The sequence below is a fragment of the Actinoplanes sp. NPDC051859 genome (assembly GCF_044452725.1).
Taxonomy (GTDB): Bacteria; Actinomycetota; Actinomycetes; order Mycobacteriales; family Micromonosporaceae; genus Actinoplanes.
In genome coordinates this window covers 259,447-273,275 of record NZ_JBITBX010000011.1, presented here as the reverse complement: position 1 = coordinate 273,275, position 13,829 = coordinate 259,447, and the positions used below count along the sequence as shown (strand labels likewise).

Here is a 13,829-nt window from a genome sequence, read left to right as displayed (position 1 = left end):
TACTGCGGTTCAGCGCTCGATCAGCGCCATCTCGAAGCTGTAGAGCGCCGGGCGGTACACGTGGGACCCGTGCTCGACAGCCCGGCCGCTGTCGTCGTACGTGGTACGGGTCATCGTCAGCAGCGGCGCACCCCGTCGTTCCGTCAGCAACGTCGCCTCCCGGTGGGTGGCTGCCCGCGCGCCGATGCGTTGGGCGGCCACCCGCAGGGTCACCCCGGCGGCCCGTAACAGCTCGTACAGGCCGTGCGCTTCGAGCCGCTCGGGGGTCAGCTCGGCCAGTCCGGTGGGCAGCCAGTTCTGCAGGATGGCGAGGGGCTCGTCGTTGGCGCGCCGGAGCCGCTCCAACCGGACTACTTCGGTGCCGGGCGGCCGATGCAAGGCCACGGCGACGTCGTCGGTCACCGGCACCACAGCGACCGAAATGACCTCGGTCGTGGGGTGCTGGTTCGCCCGGCGTAGATCGTCGAACAGGCTGCTCAACTCCACCGTCCGCTTGACCTGACCGTGCACCACCTGGGTGCCGACACCGCGCTTGCGCACCAGCAGTCCCTTGTCGACCAGGTATTGAATGGCCTGCCGCATGGTGGGCCGCGACAGGCCCAGCTGGTCGGCGAGGACGATCTCGTTCTCCAGCCGAGAGCCGGGCAGCAGTTCACCCCGATCGATCATGACCTCGATCTGCTGAGCGACCTGGAAGTACAGCGGGACCGGGCTGCGCCGGTCGACCACGACGTGCACCGGACTGGTCACCAGGTCCTCCTCCACTGTCCATCGAGTCTGATTATTCGCCCTACCGGGAAGTGATCATCATGACCAACGCACTCCCCCGCCGCGATCTGCTGCGCGCAGGCGCCTACGGCGGACTTGGCATCGCGATCGGCGGCAGCCTCGACGCCATCGCCGGACCCGCCGAGGCGCGGGCCGCGGTGCGGCCGCCCGCAGGCTACGGCCCCCTCATCCCCGACCCGAACGGCCTGCTCGCCCTGCCGAAGGACTTCACCTACACGATCGTCGCCGAGACCGGCAAGACGCTGCTCGAATCCGGCGAGCCGACACCGAGCGACCCGGACGGAACCGCCTGCTTCCGCGCCCGCACCGGCTGGGCGCTGGTCAACAACCACGAGGTCGGCAGCACCGAGCCCTTCCGGGTGCCCGTCCTGCCCGGCGTCACGTACGACCCGGGCGCGGGCGGCGGCACGACCACCATCGAGGTCGACCGCCGGGGCAACCGCCTCCGCGAGTACGTGAGCGTCGCGGGCACCCACAACAACTGCGCCGGCGGCGTGACGCCGTGGAACACCTGGCTGACCTGTGAGGAGACCGAGCAGCGGGCCGGGGGCGTGTTCCAGAAGGACCACGGCTACGTCTTCGAGGTCGATCCCCTGGACCGCGACGCCAACCAGCAACCGGTCCCGCTCACGTTCCTCGGCCGGTACGCCCACGAAGCGGTCGCCGTCGACCCGCACACCCACAGCATTTACCTCACCGAGGACGCCGCCGGCCCGCAGGGGCTCTACTACCGGTGGACGCCGCCGAAGCGATTCCACGGTGGCAAGGGTGCGCTCCGGGCGCTCGCCCTGAGCCCGGGCGGAGCGACGGCCGGGAAGCTGCAGGCGCTGAGCTGCTCCGCGTACGGCAAGCACATCTTCGACCTGTCCGAGGCCACCGAGCCCGGCACGCGCTACCACGTGACCTGGGTGGACGTGCCGGACCGGGACGCGCGGACCGTGTCGGTGCGCAACCAGCTGACCGACACGCAGATCACCCGCAGCCGCAAGCTGGAAGGCCAGTGGTGGGGCGACGGCGGCGTCTACTTCGTCGCGAGTTTCGCCCGCAAGGAGGACGGCAGCCGCAACGACCACGACGGCCATGTGTGGCACTACGACCCCGCGGCCCGCACCGTCACCCTCACCACCATCTTCGGCGTCAACCCCGACCCGGACGCGGATCTGGCCTACGACGGACCCGACAACATCACCCTGTCACCGTACGGTGGGCTGATGCTGGCCGAAGACGGCGTCGGCCTCAGTCACGTCGTCGGTCTCACCGAATCCGGCACCGCCTACCCGATGGCTCGCAACGAGTTCAACGACAGCGAGTTCGCCGGGGTGACCTTCAGCCAGGACGGCCGGTTCCTCTTCGCCAACGTGCAGGTGCCGGGCTACGTCTTCGCCATCACCGGCCCGTGGAGCCGCCGGCACGGCTGACTCGGACAAGGGGTGGTGTCCAAGCGCCGGCACCACCCCTTGCTCGCTAGCGTCCGGTGCGGCCGCCGGAGCCGTACCCGCCCGGCGTGCTGAACTGGACGAAGTGCGGACGGTTCACGCCGTTCATCGCGGTGAACTCGCCGCCCACGGCGATCCGGCCGAGGCGCGGGTGGACGTCCATGCTGAGCACGCCCCACTTGCCGTTGCTCTTCGGGTTCCAGTCGAGCAGCTTGCCAGTGTCGGAGTTCCACGCCGCCAGCTTCGGCTGACTGCGCAGATCTGCCGGGCACCAGGAGGTGGCCGTCCGCGAGGGTGCGGGGCAGGCGACGGTGAAGTGGCCGCCGCCGTACACGGTGCCGTCGAGCTGCGTCAGCGCCTGCACGTCACCATCAGTGACCGAGCTCCAGACCAGCTGCCCGTCCGGCCGATAAGCGGCCACCCGCCCACCGGGCCCGGCCAGCGCCGCATACACCTTGTCCGGCGCGACGGTGATCGCCATCGTGTTGTACGGCGTCATCGGCCGGAAGGTCGAGTCCACCTGCCCGTTGGCGAGCTGCAGCGCGGCCAGCCGCACCGTGTTGGCAGCCCCGTTGAGCTTCTTGAACGCGCCGCCCACATAGAGCCGGGTGCCGGCCGCGGTCAGCGCCTTGACCTCCCCGTCGGCGCCGCTGGTGTAGGAAGCGTCGTGGGCACCGGTCGCCAGGTTGAAGGCGGCCAGGTTTGCCGTCGCACGGCCGTCCACAGCGGTGAACTTCCCGCCCAGGAACAGTCGCCCGCCCCCCGCGGCGAGTGTCTTCCCCTCGCCCTTGATCGTGTGCTTCAGCGCGCCGACGGCACCCGTCTGCATGTTGACGCTCGCCAGGCCACCGCGCGACTGATCACCCACCGTGGTGAATTTGCCGGTGATGTAGAGCGACTGTCCGGATGCGGCCAACGCGAAGACCGTGCCGTTGGTCGCCGGCGCCCACGGCAGCAGTTCCCCGGTGCGGGCGTTCATGGCAGCCAGCCGCTTGCGGGGCACCGAGCGCCCGTTGACGATGGCGTTCCGGAAGCTACCGGCGACGAACACTGTGGAACCCGCGTACGCCGTGGCGTACACCAGACCATCAAAGCCGACCGAGCCGACCGGCTTGACGGAAACCAGCGGAGTGGCCGCCTCCGCGACCGTGGGTGTTCCCGCCGCGACGAGCACGCCGGCGAGCAACAGTCCAAGGTGGCGCCGCCGCGGTGTCGCGGGGCGCACAATCGAAGCTATATGCATGAAAACGACGGTAAAGTCTGGTGAATCACCACATTGAGAAACGATTGATATCCGCCCTAACGTGCGACTGTTCAGCGAGCAAGACATCGATGTTCATTGTTCTTTACCTCGACGGCGGTTAACGTAGCGCGTGCTGACCGGTACGCCCTGCTATGTGCGAGGAGCGCCTCTGTGGCCGACCTCTTGACGGATCTCCCCCTGTTTCCGTTCCACAGCCCCGAGCATGATCCGTTCACCCCCATCACCCCCGCCGACCGGCGCCACCTCGACGGCCCCGTCACCCGGGTCCGACTGCCCACCGGCGGCTGGACCTGGCTGGTCACCCGGCACGCCGACGTCAAAGTCATGCTGCGCTCCGACGCGTTCAGCGCCGACATGACCCGACCCGGCTTCCCCCGGCTGCGCGAGCTGCCGCCGCAGATGCCGCGGGCCAACCGAGGCGGATTCATCCGCATGGACGGCAAGGAGCACCTGCGGCTGCGACGGATGCTCACCACCGAGTTCATGTTCAAGCACATCCGCCGGATCGAACCGCAGATCGCCGACGCCGTGGACACCGCCCTGGACGCCACCGAGGACGCGGGACCGCCGGCCGACCTGATCACCACGTTCGCCCTGCCGGTGCCGTCGCTGATGATCTGCCACCTGCTCGGCGTCCCGTACGCCGACCACGCCCTGTTCCAGCAGCACAGCGCGCGCCTGCTCGACGGCGAGGACAATCCCCAGCGGATCCGGGCGCTGGCCGGCTATCTGCGGACCCTGATCGACACCAAGCGGGCCGCCGACGACCCCGGCGACGATCTGCTAGGGCGGCTGGTGCACGAGCGGCTGCGCACCGGCGAGCTGGAGCTGCCCGAGCTGATCGGCATGGTGACGCTGGTCCTCATCGCCGGTTACGAAACGTCCGCCAACATGATCGGGATGAGCGTGCTGCTGCTGCAGCAGTATCCGTCTGTGTGGCAACAACTGCGCGAGGGCGACGACGCCACGGCGGAAGGCATCGTCGACGAGCTCCTGCGCTACCTGACGGTTGTCCGCGCCGGGCTGCCCCGTCAGGCGCTGCGTGACGTCGAAATCGGCGGGCAACTGATCCGGGCGGGCGAGCCGGCCACCGCACTGCTGTCCATGTCCAATCGGGACCCGGATGTGTTCGCCGATCCCGAGACCTTCGACCCGTACCGGCAGGCGCATCAGCATCTGGCCTTCGGGTTCGGCGTGCACCAGTGCATCGGCCAGCCGCTGGCCCGCGCCGAGCTCCGCATCGCCCTGACCCGCCTTGCGCGGCGCTTCCCCGGCCTCAAGGTCACCGCCGCGGCCGAGGACCTGCCCAAACGCGACGACTCCATCGTGTACGGCCTGGCTGCGCTGCCGGTGACGTGGTGATCGGCTCGACACCGCTCCCGATCGGCGCAGAAATCATGGCGTAGCGCACGGGGGAATCGAGAAGTTTGCACCATCTGCCGGAGTGGGGGATGGGCAGTGATACCGCCGGAGGGGCGGGGCACCGCAGGTGCAGCCGGATGCCGGCCAAGGACGTCGCGGCATCCCACCCCTCCGGCCGTCACGGCCGACACCACCCCCATCGACGGAGGATCCGTGACCGTACAACCGCACGGCCAGCTGCTCGACCGGCAATCCCAGGGCGGCCTCGCCGACGTGGTCGAACTCATCCTCGACAAAGGCCTCGTCGTCGACGCGTCCGCCCGCGTCTCCGTGATCGGCATCGAGATCCTCGCCATCGAGGCGCGGGTCGTCGTAGCCAGCATCGACACCTACCTGCGGTACGCGGAGGAGATGCGTCGCCTCCAGCTCACCCCGCAGCCCGCAGCCGGCCTCCCCGAGCTGGTCGAAGGGGTCACCGCCGGCATCGCCGCCGGCAAGACCCGCGGCGTCATCGAGGCGGTCACCGGCCGCATGACCCGCCGCCGCCGGGGAGGTCGCTGAGCATGACCGCCTACTACCGGGTCTACGGCATCGTCGACGCCACCTTCGAAGAACCAGGAACCCAGCTGCTTCCGTACGGTGCCATCGCCGCGGTGATCGACGGACCCTTCGACGGCCCGCCCACCCGCGACCGGGCCGCACTCCTGCACCACGCCCAGCTGCTCGACCGGATCGCCACCCGCGCGCCGGTCCTCCCGGCCCGCTTCGGCACGGTGCTGACCGACCTCTCCTGCGCCCCGCTCGCCGCTCACCAGCAGGAATTCCTCGCCGGCCTGGAACGCCTGCGGGGGCACGTGCAGTTCTCCGTCACCGCCCGACACGTTCGCCAGGTGATCCTGCGGGAAGTCGTCGACACGCGGCCCGACATCGCACAACTGTGCCACACCGACGGCTACCAGGCCCGAGTCCGGCTCGGCGAGCTGGTCGCCCATGCGCTGGCAGCCACCCGCAATGCCGACGCCCACGAGCTGTGGAGCCGGCTAGCACCCCTGGCCGCCGGCGCGACACCCCGCCCAGCGGGCGACCAGGAAGCACCGTTCGGCGGCGCGTTCCTCGTCAGCCACGACCAGCGCGCGTCGTTCGAAGCCGCGGCCGAAGAGCTGGCCCGGCGCTGGGCGGGGCGGGCCCGCATCCGCCTGCTCGGCCCGACGGCCGCCTACGACTTCGTCGCCCCCGCGCTCGCGCTCGCGGACGGAGGCTGACATGTTCCTGCCCTTCCCCCTGCGCCTCGTCATCCTCTTTGCTCAGTTCCTCGCAGACCAAGCTGCCGACGCCTCGTCGAGCCACGACAGCCTTCGCGACCTCCAGGATGCGCTGGCCGCCGGAGAGCTCAGCGCCGAGGACGCCGCCGAGTTGGAAGAGCACCTTCTGCTTCAGCTGCTGCCCCAGGCGGGCATGCCGTGACGCCGGACCGCCCGCTCACCGGGTTCCTCGCCGGCGTCCCGGCCACACCACCGCCCGGCCAGGCCAACCTCGCCGACATCCTCGAACGGGTCCTCGACAAGGGCGTTGTCATCGCCGGCGACATCCGGATCAACCTGCTCGACATCGAACTGCTCACCATCCGGGTCCGCCTCATCGTGGCCTCCGTCGACCGCGCCCGGGAAATGGGCATCGACTGGTGGGAACATGACCCGACACTGTCCGCCGGCCACCGCCGCGCCCGCAGCGAGGTGACCGGCCATGCCTGAGTCCATCGGCACCTGGCTCTATGCGATCACCGGCCCGGTCGCCGACGTCCCCACCGGCCTCCGCGGCGTCGCCGGAGAACCGGTCCACGCCCTCCCCTGCGGCGACCTCACCGCGGTGGTCGGCACAGTCGGCCTCCCCGAGTTCGGCGCGGAAGCATGGGAGCAGGCACTCACGGACAGCAGCCGCCTCGGGCACCTCGCGCGTACCCACCATGAGGTCGTGTCCGCCATCGCAGCGACCACGACGGCCATTCCGTTCCGGCTCGCCACCGTCTATCTCGGCGACGACCGAGTCCGCCAATTCGTCGACACCCACCGCGACGAGCTGCACCGCACCCTACGGTCGATCGACGGACGCGACGAATGGGGCGTCAAAGGCTACGCCGTGGCACCGCCGAAGGAGCCCGCAGCAACCGCCTCCGGCACGGCCTATCTGGAACGCCGCAGACGGCAACTCGCCCGCAATCCCACCGGCAGCGCCGACCAGGTGCACGCCACACTCGCCGCACTGGCCGCGGCCGCGGTCCGGGACGGTCCCGACGTCCTCAAAGCGGCCTACCTGGTCGACCGCACCAGCGCCGAAGCCTTCGCCGCCACGGTGAGGTCACTGTCCGGCACCGACGGTCTGCGACTTGAACTCACCGGACCGTGGGCCGCCTACAGCTTCACCACGCTGCGGGAGCAACCATGACCGAAGCGGAACGTCCCGTCGCGCTGGTCGACATCCTGGACCGCGTCCTCGGCCGTGGCACGGTCGTCCACGGTGAGATCGTGCTCGGCGTGGCCGACATCGACCTCGTCCGCATCTCACTGCACGCCCTGCTGGCCTCCGTCCGGGCCGAGGTAGCCCCGATCGGACCCGGCCGATGACCACCAGCGACGAGCCGCCGGAGCGCGCACTCGCCGGCCTCGTCCTCGCCATCATCGAGCTGCTGCGGCAACTCATGGAACGGCAGGCGATCCGGCGGATGGACATCGGCGACCTCACCGAAGACGACGTCGAACGCCTCGGCACCGGCCTGATGGCGCTGGACGACCGGATGGACCAGCTCTGCGTCCATTTCGGCCTGTCCCGCGCCGACCTCAACCTCGACCTGGGACCGCTCGGCACCCTCCTGGCCGACGACTGACAGCAGGGACTTGACACTGCTGTTCCAATGAAGCCTCGTGGCGAGGCTGTGCATCCGCACCGGCTCGATCTGGGGTGTCTGGCGGAACATCGGCGGACAACAGGGGTGGGCCATCGGGCAGGGCGCAAAACTCGGCACCCTCCACGACTCCTGGCCGAACAACATCAGCGTGATCTCGCGTCATTGACCCACCCTGCGAGGTTCCCGCGACGGCCGCGTTGCCTGGAGCGAAGCAGGCTCTAGCGCAGCGCGGTCGCCGCGGGTCGTGGATGGTGTCATCGCTGTGATCATGGCGACGCTGGGACTGACGCTCGTGGTGGGCTGAGCGGCGGGAGGCAGGATATCGATCATGAGTACCCACGCGGGAGAACCGCACGACGCCGGACTCGCGGAACGACTGAACTGGCTGCGGGCCGGTGTGCTCGGCGCGAACGACGGCATCGTCTCCACCGCGGGGCTCGTCGTCGGTGTCGCCGGGGCGACGACGGCTGCCGGCCCGATCGCCATCGCCGGGGTGGCCGGCCTGGTGGGCGGTGCGGTGTCGATGGCGTTGGGCGAGTACGTCTCGGTGAGCAGCCAGCGCGACTCCGAGCGGGCACTGCTCGCGAAGGAGCGGATGGAGCTCGAGAAGTTTCCCGAGCAGGAGCTTGACGAGCTGACCGCGCTCTACGTCGCGAAAGGCCTGACGGAGTCGACTGCACGGCAGGTGGCCGAGGAGCTGACCGCGAAGGATGCCTTCGCGGCGCACGTGGACATCGAGCTGCGGATCGACCCCGAGGAGCTGGCGAATCCGTGGCAGGCGGCCGGGGCGTCGGCGCTGGCTTTCACGATGGGTTCGGTGCTGCCCCTGGCAGCGATTCTGATGCCGCCGCCTGGCGCTCGGGTGCCGGTCACCTTCGCGGTGGTGATCCTCGCCCTGGCGATCACCGGGGCGATCAGCGCGAAGCTGGGCTCGGCCGCCGCGGGGCGCGCGGTCGCCCGCTTGGTCGGCGGCGGCGCGGCAGCTATGGCGGTCACGTATGCGGTCGGCCAGCTCATTGGGGACTTCTCGTAGGGTTATAAAACGGACTTTAGGGGTAAAACCTCGCGGTCCGCGTAGTTCCCCGAGAGGAAATCATGTCCACCATCTCGAAGCGTTCCCGGCTTGCCGTCATCGCCGCCAGCAGCACCCTGCTGATCGCCGGCATGGCCGCCCCGGCGCAGGCCGCGAACCCGTACACCGCGAAGGGCGTGTGCGGCAGCGGCTACCAGCTCCAGCGCTCGCACAAGCTGCCCGGCGCGACCGTCTACCAGCTCTACAACGGCACGACTACCTGCGTCGTGACCCTCAAGACGACCGCGCTGGGCAAGGCCACGAAGATCACCGCCGGTCTGCGGGTCAAGGGCGGATCCTGGGCGTACGACACCGGGGCGTACACGTACTACGCCGGGCCGGTGAAGCAGCGCAGCAAGGGCAAGTGCGTCCGCATCTTCGGCTACTCGAAGGGCACCAGCTACACCAGCGGCTGGGCCAACTGCGGCTGATCAGCACCAGCATCGGGGCGGCCAGCCGGCCGCCCCGATATTCAGGTGCCAGGCGTCGGACGGGTCCCGTACGCTCCTGCGCAGAGGCTTAGCACGGGCATACTTCGACATCCTCTTAGATATTCGCCCGGGCACTCTCCTCGCATCGGCGTCGCTTTCGCGGCGCCGATTTCACGTGGGTACGGGGGCACGGATGGACGCGCTGGAGCGAATCGGATTCGACCGGCTGAGACTGGTCGGCACACCGGACGGCACCGCCACCCCGGGCGTCTCTGCCCCACTGCTGCTCGAATTCGCGCATGCGGGCGTACGGTTCAGCAACCCGGAAGCCATCACCGACGGCCTGGCCGGACCGCATCGCGCAGTGCTCGCCCACGTACGCGCCCGGCGCGGAGAATCTGGCACCTACGCACCGCTGTTCCCCGGTTTTCCGGACCAGCTCCCAGAATTCGACGACATGTCGTTCCGGACAGCGCTGGGTGTCGCGCACTTCGACTGGTGGCCCGCATCCTCCATCCCGCAAGACGAGAAGCGGGCAGCGGCCGACCGGCGGGCGCAGGGGCTGCTGCCCCGCGACAGTCGGATCACCTGGATCACCGTGCGACTGGTCAGCGCCACCGAACTCGAGGCCCGGCTGCGCGACTGGATGCGGGACTGTTTTCTCAGCGCAGCGTCGCTGCGCGAGGACGTGCAGCGTGACCTCGGCATCCTGGTCGATCGGCTCGGCGCCGACGGCATCACGCTGAGCGAGGTCCGCTTCCGGGAAAACCGTACGCTGCTGTTCGCGCTGCTCTGGGCGCACGACCGCAAGCGGCTCCCGACGACCGGGGCCACCCCCGACGACCTGCTGCGGCTCTTCGCCCAACTGACCGGCGGCGACATCAGCCTCAGCGCCCCCATCACCTTCCCCCGGCTGTCCCGCGCCGACCGCCGCGTCGTGGTGAACACCCTCGAGGCCAGCGATCGCCTCGGCGACATCTTTCGGCGCCGCGGGCTGTGGCTGGCGATCGACCGCGGTCTCCACCTCGGCGAATTCCGCGCACTCCGGGCCAAGTCGGCCTTCCTCTGGCTGCGCCACAGCCGCCACGACCACACCTCCTTCCCGTCCCGGTTCGAGCGTCTGCTCTGGACGGACTACGCCGCTGCTGTTCGCCTGTGCGCCGCCGAGGCACCCGGCCTGCTCGGCCGCGGCCTACGCCGGCTCGCCGCCCTTGCCACCGCGGCCGACCAGCAGGCCGTGCTGGTCGGCGAGCTCACCGCGGCGGCGGACCGGATCCCGCTGCGAGTGCTGCTCGCCGCCCGCGCGCAGCTCGCCGACAACGGGCACACGTACCCCCGAGTGGTCTTCGGCAAGGACGGCTCGGCGCTGCCGATCGTCCGGCAGCCCGGCCACCTGGCCGTCTCGGCCGAATTTCGCACCGAGCTGCTCGGCACGCTCGACACCGCGGTGGACGCCCAGATCGCGGCCAAAGGCGACTGGTCCGGCGAAACCGTGCACGTCGACCCGGGGCTGGACCGGCTGCTGCTCCCAGACACCCTCCGTGCCACCGCGCAAGGTCTCGTGCAGGTGGAGCGCGGCAGCCGACTCCCCGTCGGCGACGCCCAGGTGGTGCGGCTGTTCATGCACTGGCGGGAAGACGGCGAGCGCAGCGACCTGGACCTGTCCTGCATCGCCCTGAACGCCGACTTCAGCATCGCCGCCCAGGCGTCCTGGACCAACCTCGGCAACGGTGTCATGACCCACTCCGGCGACCTCACCTCCGCACCGACCGGCGCGCAGGAGTTCGTCGACATCGACCTGGCCAAGGCAGCCCATGTCGCCCACAAGCGCGGCTGGCGCTACCTGGTGCCGGTGGTGTTCCGCTACGCCGGCCCCACGTTCGACGCGCTGGCCGAGGCGTACACGGGTTGGATGCTGCGCGACTCGGCGTCCAGCACGCACCGCGTGTTCGACCCGGCCACGGTCGTCAACGCCTTCGCCCTGACCGGTCGCAAGCGGTACGCCGTACCCATGCTCCTCGACCTCGACACCCACGAGATCCTCTACGTGGACGTCTACCTCAACGGGCAGCCACGGGCCCGTGTCGAACAGGACGGCCACAACATCGCGACGCTGGTGTCCGCAGTAGCCGCCCGCCGGCACACCAAGCCGTCGGTGGCTGACCTCGCCCGCCGCCACATCCGAGCCCGCGGTGCCACCCTGGTCGACGACCCGGCACTGGCAACGATGCGGTTCGGCCTGGGCGGCGACTGCACGTACGACGCTCTGCGTCCCGAGAAGCTGCTCGCGGAGCTGGTCTGACCAGGGTCGTAGCGCCGCGGTCGCGGTCAGGCGGGGTGTGCCGGGGATTCGACGAGGTCGGCGACGACGCTGCGGCTCTTGCCGCCCGCCTTGGCGGCGTACATCGCCGCGTCGGCCCGGCGCAGCAGAGTGCCCCAGTCGCCGTCGCCTGGGGTCCGGATGGCGATGCCGACGCTGGCGGTGATCTGGGCCGCGCCGTGGTCCAGCAGGAAAGGCTCTGCGATCGCCTCGACGATCCGGTCTGCCACCAGCGATACGTCGAGAACGTCGTCGATCGGCTCGCTGATGACGGCGAACTCGTCGCCGCCGAGGCGGGCGAGGGTGTCGGTGGCTCGGATGCAGCCGCGTAGCCGCTCGGCGACCAGCAGCAGGAGCGCGTCGCCGGCGGCATGGCCGAGCTGGTCGTTGACCGGTTTGAAGCCATCCAGGTCGATGTAGAGGACAGCCAGCGACGTGCCGAGTCGGTCTTGGCGGGCGAGCGCGTGCGCGGCTCGGTCGTGGAACAGTGCCCGGTTGGCCAGGCCGGTCAACGGGTCGTGGAAGGCGAGGAACTCGAGCTGGCGTTCGCGTTCCTGCAGTTGTTCGACCGCGCTGCCGAGGCGCCGGTTCAGGTGCAGGTTGTCCCTGATCGCGGTGAGCTGGCGGGCCACGACGAGCAGCACGACGCCCATCGCCATCAGGTACAACACCGGGTCCAGCGTCCAGTCCCGCAGGATGAGCACGAGCGTGGTGACCATGCCGATGACCAGCGGGGTGTACGGCAGGATCAGCCCGACCAGGGACGAACGCTCGGGCAACTCGGTGGAAACCCGAACCCGGGTGCCGAACTCCGGTTCGCCGGCCGGCGCGAGGGACCGTCCGGCGGTGCGCGCAGGCCCCCGCCACCAGATGCCGAATCCGACCAGCAGGGTGCCGGCCACCCAGCCGAGATCGGCCAAGCGGCCCGCCTCGTACTGGTCCTGGTTGGCCAGGTAGGCGAAGACGCTGTCGGCGGTAGCCAGGCCGAACGCGCCGAGCACCACGATGAGCAGCGGCCAACGGTGGGCGGTCACGGCCCGTACCAGCACGGTCAGGGCGATGCTCGCAGTCGCGATATCGGCCACCGGATAGAGCAGGAGCAGGCTCCACTCGAGCGGACTGCCGGCCCCGCTGCGCACGATCGGGCCGAGGACCAGGGCCCAACTGACATAGAGCAGCGAACTGGCGATCAGGGCACCATCAAGCCCAGCAAGGAGGCGGTGCGTTCGCTTCGGCACGAACGAGGCCATCCCGATGACCAGACACAGCACCGAGGCACCGAAGCCGACGTCGGCGAGAGATGGGAACGGAGGCTCGTCGGCGTACAGCTCGTAGTAGCACCAGGCTGCCTGCCCTGCGCCGTAGAAGAAGGTGGCCAATGCCAGCAGCAGGCTGCCGGAGCGCGGCGTGCCGGCGGCGCGGCGCCAGCCGAGGAAGGCCAGCAGGCTGCCGAACATCGGGACGATGACCAGGAAGAGGTCACCAAAGACGATCATTCCGTAGTCGTTCAGCGGCCGGGCGAGCACGACGTACAGGTACAGCGCGACGAGCGCCACGCACAAGCCGGCTACCGTACGCAGGCGGCGCAGCGGGATGCCGTTGGAGTGCGGCTGCGGCGCTGTCGTCTCCGATTCCGGACCGACAGCCGTCCGTTGGCACACCATGCTCCTATCTTCGACGAGGAGCGCACCACAGTTGAAACTGGCTCGGGTGCAGTTGAGGAGCGGATTCGGCGATCCGGGTGCCGGGCGCTAGCGACTAGCGCCCGGTCACCGGTCACCCGCCCCACCCTGCCGGGTTGGGGTCGGCGGTCGTCAGCCGGGCAGGGTGTCTCCGAGGAAGCGGGGGCAGTGCGGGACCGCTTCGGTCGGCGGGAACAGGTCCAACTCGCCGAGTGTCCGTACCGAGGCCTTGGTGATCTCACGGACGCCGTGTGCCTGCTCGTAGGCCTGGACGGCGCTCACGTACCAGTCGTTGCCGACGGGGTAGAGCACGAGTTGGATGCCGTCGATGTAGGCGCAGGCGGAGTCGTCACGGCCCCAGCCCATGATGTGTCGACCGCGGTAGATCTCGGAGAAGGCTCCGGCGCTGATCTCGGTATTGGTCGCGGTCTCGACCCGACTGGCCGGCGCCGGGTCCGTCGCCGCGGCGGCCGGGCCGGCGATCGCGAGCAGACCGGTGGTGACCAACACGGCGGCCGCCAGGGTGACGTTGTTTCGCATGACATCTCCTCGGATCCTCGCCCAGCTTTGT

The 13,829-nt window shown here is 69.8% G+C and carries 15 protein-coding genes and 1 pseudogene; 12 read left to right on the top strand and 4 right to left on the bottom strand.

Features of this window, described 5'->3' with window-relative positions; translation table 11 throughout:
• Positions 1-9: 9 nt before the first annotated feature.
• Positions 10-750, bottom strand: a complete 741-nt coding sequence (locus tag ACIA1L_RS26450) for a GntR family transcriptional regulator (protein WP_396075629.1) — start codon at positions 748-750, stop codon at positions 10-12.
• Positions 751-809: 59 nt separating this feature from the next.
• On the opposite strand from ACIA1L_RS26450, the gene ACIA1L_RS26445 reads away from it, so the two are divergent.
• Positions 810-2,207: an alkaline phosphatase PhoX gene (locus ACIA1L_RS26445; RefSeq protein WP_396075627.1), complete on the top strand. Its 1,398-nt coding sequence runs from the start codon at positions 810-812 to the stop codon at positions 2,205-2,207.
• 46 nt (positions 2,208-2,253) lie between these two features.
• Here the strand turns inward: ACIA1L_RS26445 and ACIA1L_RS26440 are convergent, their stop codons facing one another.
• Complete coding sequence (locus ACIA1L_RS26440) at positions 2,254-3,468, bottom strand: hypothetical protein (protein ID WP_396075626.1); 1,215 nt, start codon at positions 3,466-3,468, stop codon at positions 2,254-2,256.
• A gap of 171 nt (positions 3,469-3,639) precedes the next feature.
• Between ACIA1L_RS26440 and ACIA1L_RS26435 the strand changes: the two genes are divergently transcribed.
• From ACIA1L_RS26435 to ACIA1L_RS26385, 11 genes and pseudogenes are all read left to right on the top strand, one after another.
• Positions 3,640-4,851: a cytochrome P450 gene (locus tag ACIA1L_RS26435; protein WP_396075625.1), complete on the top strand. Its 1,212-nt coding sequence runs from the start codon at positions 3,640-3,642 to the stop codon at positions 4,849-4,851.
• A gap of 237 nt (positions 4,852-5,088) precedes the next feature.
• Positions 5,089-5,298: pseudogene (gene gvpJ, locus ACIA1L_RS26430) on the top strand (gas vesicle protein GvpJ); the annotation flags it as partial.
• A 116-nt stretch (positions 5,299-5,414) separates the two neighbouring features.
• Complete coding sequence (locus ACIA1L_RS26425) at positions 5,415-6,113, top strand: GvpL/GvpF family gas vesicle protein (protein ID WP_396075624.1); 699 nt, start codon at positions 5,415-5,417, stop codon at positions 6,111-6,113.
• Between the two features lies 1 nt (position 6,114).
• Positions 6,115-6,315, top strand: coding sequence for a hypothetical protein (locus ACIA1L_RS26420; protein ID WP_396075622.1), 201 nt, complete (start codon positions 6,115-6,117; stop codon positions 6,313-6,315).
• On the top strand, positions 6,312-6,602 hold the full coding sequence (locus ACIA1L_RS26415; RefSeq protein WP_396075621.1) for a gas vesicle protein: 291 nt from the start codon (positions 6,312-6,314) through the stop codon (positions 6,600-6,602). Before ACIA1L_RS26420 ends, ACIA1L_RS26415 begins: the two co-directional genes overlap by 4 nt.
• Complete coding sequence (locus tag ACIA1L_RS26410) at positions 6,595-7,293, top strand: GvpL/GvpF family gas vesicle protein (protein ID WP_396075620.1); 699 nt, start codon at positions 6,595-6,597, stop codon at positions 7,291-7,293. Before ACIA1L_RS26415 ends, ACIA1L_RS26410 begins: the two co-directional genes overlap by 8 nt.
• Positions 7,290-7,472, top strand: a complete 183-nt coding sequence (locus ACIA1L_RS26405) for a gas vesicle protein (RefSeq protein ID WP_396075618.1) — start codon at positions 7,290-7,292, stop codon at positions 7,470-7,472. The genes ACIA1L_RS26410 and ACIA1L_RS26405 overlap by 4 nt, the downstream gene beginning before the upstream one ends.
• Complete coding sequence (locus ACIA1L_RS26400) at positions 7,469-7,732, top strand: gas vesicle protein K (RefSeq protein ID WP_396075617.1); 264 nt, start codon at positions 7,469-7,471, stop codon at positions 7,730-7,732. Before ACIA1L_RS26405 ends, ACIA1L_RS26400 begins: the two co-directional genes overlap by 4 nt.
• A 349-nt stretch (positions 7,733-8,081) precedes the next feature.
• Positions 8,082-8,786, top strand: a complete 705-nt coding sequence (locus tag ACIA1L_RS26395; protein WP_396075614.1) for a VIT family protein — start codon at positions 8,082-8,084, stop codon at positions 8,784-8,786.
• Between the two features lie 62 nt (positions 8,787-8,848).
• The gene (locus tag ACIA1L_RS26390) at positions 8,849-9,256 is read left to right on the top strand and encodes a hypothetical protein (protein WP_396075613.1); all 408 of its coding nucleotides are present in this window, start codon (positions 8,849-8,851) and stop codon (positions 9,254-9,256) included.
• A 193-nt stretch (positions 9,257-9,449) separates the two neighbouring features.
• Positions 9,450-11,558: a hypothetical protein gene (locus tag ACIA1L_RS26385; protein WP_396075612.1), complete on the top strand. Its 2,109-nt coding sequence runs from the start codon at positions 9,450-9,452 to the stop codon at positions 11,556-11,558.
• A gap of 26 nt (positions 11,559-11,584) precedes the next feature.
• On the opposite strand, the gene ACIA1L_RS26380 is transcribed toward ACIA1L_RS26385, so the two are convergent.
• Both ACIA1L_RS26380 and ACIA1L_RS26375 read right to left on the bottom strand, forming a co-directional pair.
• Positions 11,585-13,240, bottom strand: a complete 1,656-nt coding sequence (locus ACIA1L_RS26380; protein ID WP_396075609.1) for a diguanylate cyclase domain-containing protein — start codon at positions 13,238-13,240, stop codon at positions 11,585-11,587.
• A gap of 150 nt (positions 13,241-13,390) precedes the next feature.
• Positions 13,391-13,798, bottom strand: a complete 408-nt coding sequence (locus tag ACIA1L_RS26375; protein WP_396075608.1) for a tyrosinase family oxidase copper chaperone — start codon at positions 13,796-13,798, stop codon at positions 13,391-13,393.
• Between the last annotated feature and the right edge of the window lie 31 nt (positions 13,799-13,829).

Excerpts from the sequence above, each read along its gene's own strand:
- ACIA1L_RS26445 (WP_396075627.1), top strand. The coding sequence starts at position 810 with ATGACCAACGCACTCCCCCGCCGCGATCTGCTGCGCGCAGGCGCCTAC.
- ACIA1L_RS26440 (WP_396075626.1), bottom strand. The coding sequence starts at position 3,468 with ATGCATATAGCTTCGATTGTGCGCCCCGCGACACCGCGGCGGCGCCAC.
- ACIA1L_RS26425 (WP_396075624.1), top strand. The coding sequence starts at position 5,415 with ATGACCGCCTACTACCGGGTCTACGGCATCGTCGACGCCACCTTCGAA.
- ACIA1L_RS26420 (WP_396075622.1), top strand. The coding sequence starts at position 6,115 with ATGTTCCTGCCCTTCCCCCTGCGCCTCGTCATCCTCTTTGCTCAGTTC.
- ACIA1L_RS26410 (WP_396075620.1), top strand. The coding sequence starts at position 6,595 with ATGCCTGAGTCCATCGGCACCTGGCTCTATGCGATCACCGGCCCGGTC.
- ACIA1L_RS26405 (WP_396075618.1), top strand. The coding sequence starts at position 7,290 with ATGACCGAAGCGGAACGTCCCGTCGCGCTGGTCGACATCCTGGACCGC.
- ACIA1L_RS26400 (WP_396075617.1), top strand. The coding sequence starts at position 7,469 with ATGACCACCAGCGACGAGCCGCCGGAGCGCGCACTCGCCGGCCTCGTC.
- ACIA1L_RS26395 (WP_396075614.1), top strand. The coding sequence starts at position 8,082 with ATGAGTACCCACGCGGGAGAACCGCACGACGCCGGACTCGCGGAACGA.
- ACIA1L_RS26390 (WP_396075613.1), top strand. The coding sequence starts at position 8,849 with ATGTCCACCATCTCGAAGCGTTCCCGGCTTGCCGTCATCGCCGCCAGC.
- ACIA1L_RS26385 (WP_396075612.1), top strand. The coding sequence starts at position 9,450 with ATGGACGCGCTGGAGCGAATCGGATTCGACCGGCTGAGACTGGTCGGC.
- ACIA1L_RS26380 (WP_396075609.1), bottom strand. The coding sequence starts at position 13,240 with ATGGTGTGCCAACGGACGGCTGTCGGTCCGGAATCGGAGACGACAGCG.
- ACIA1L_RS26375 (WP_396075608.1), bottom strand. The coding sequence starts at position 13,798 with ATGCGAAACAACGTCACCCTGGCGGCCGCCGTGTTGGTCACCACCGGT.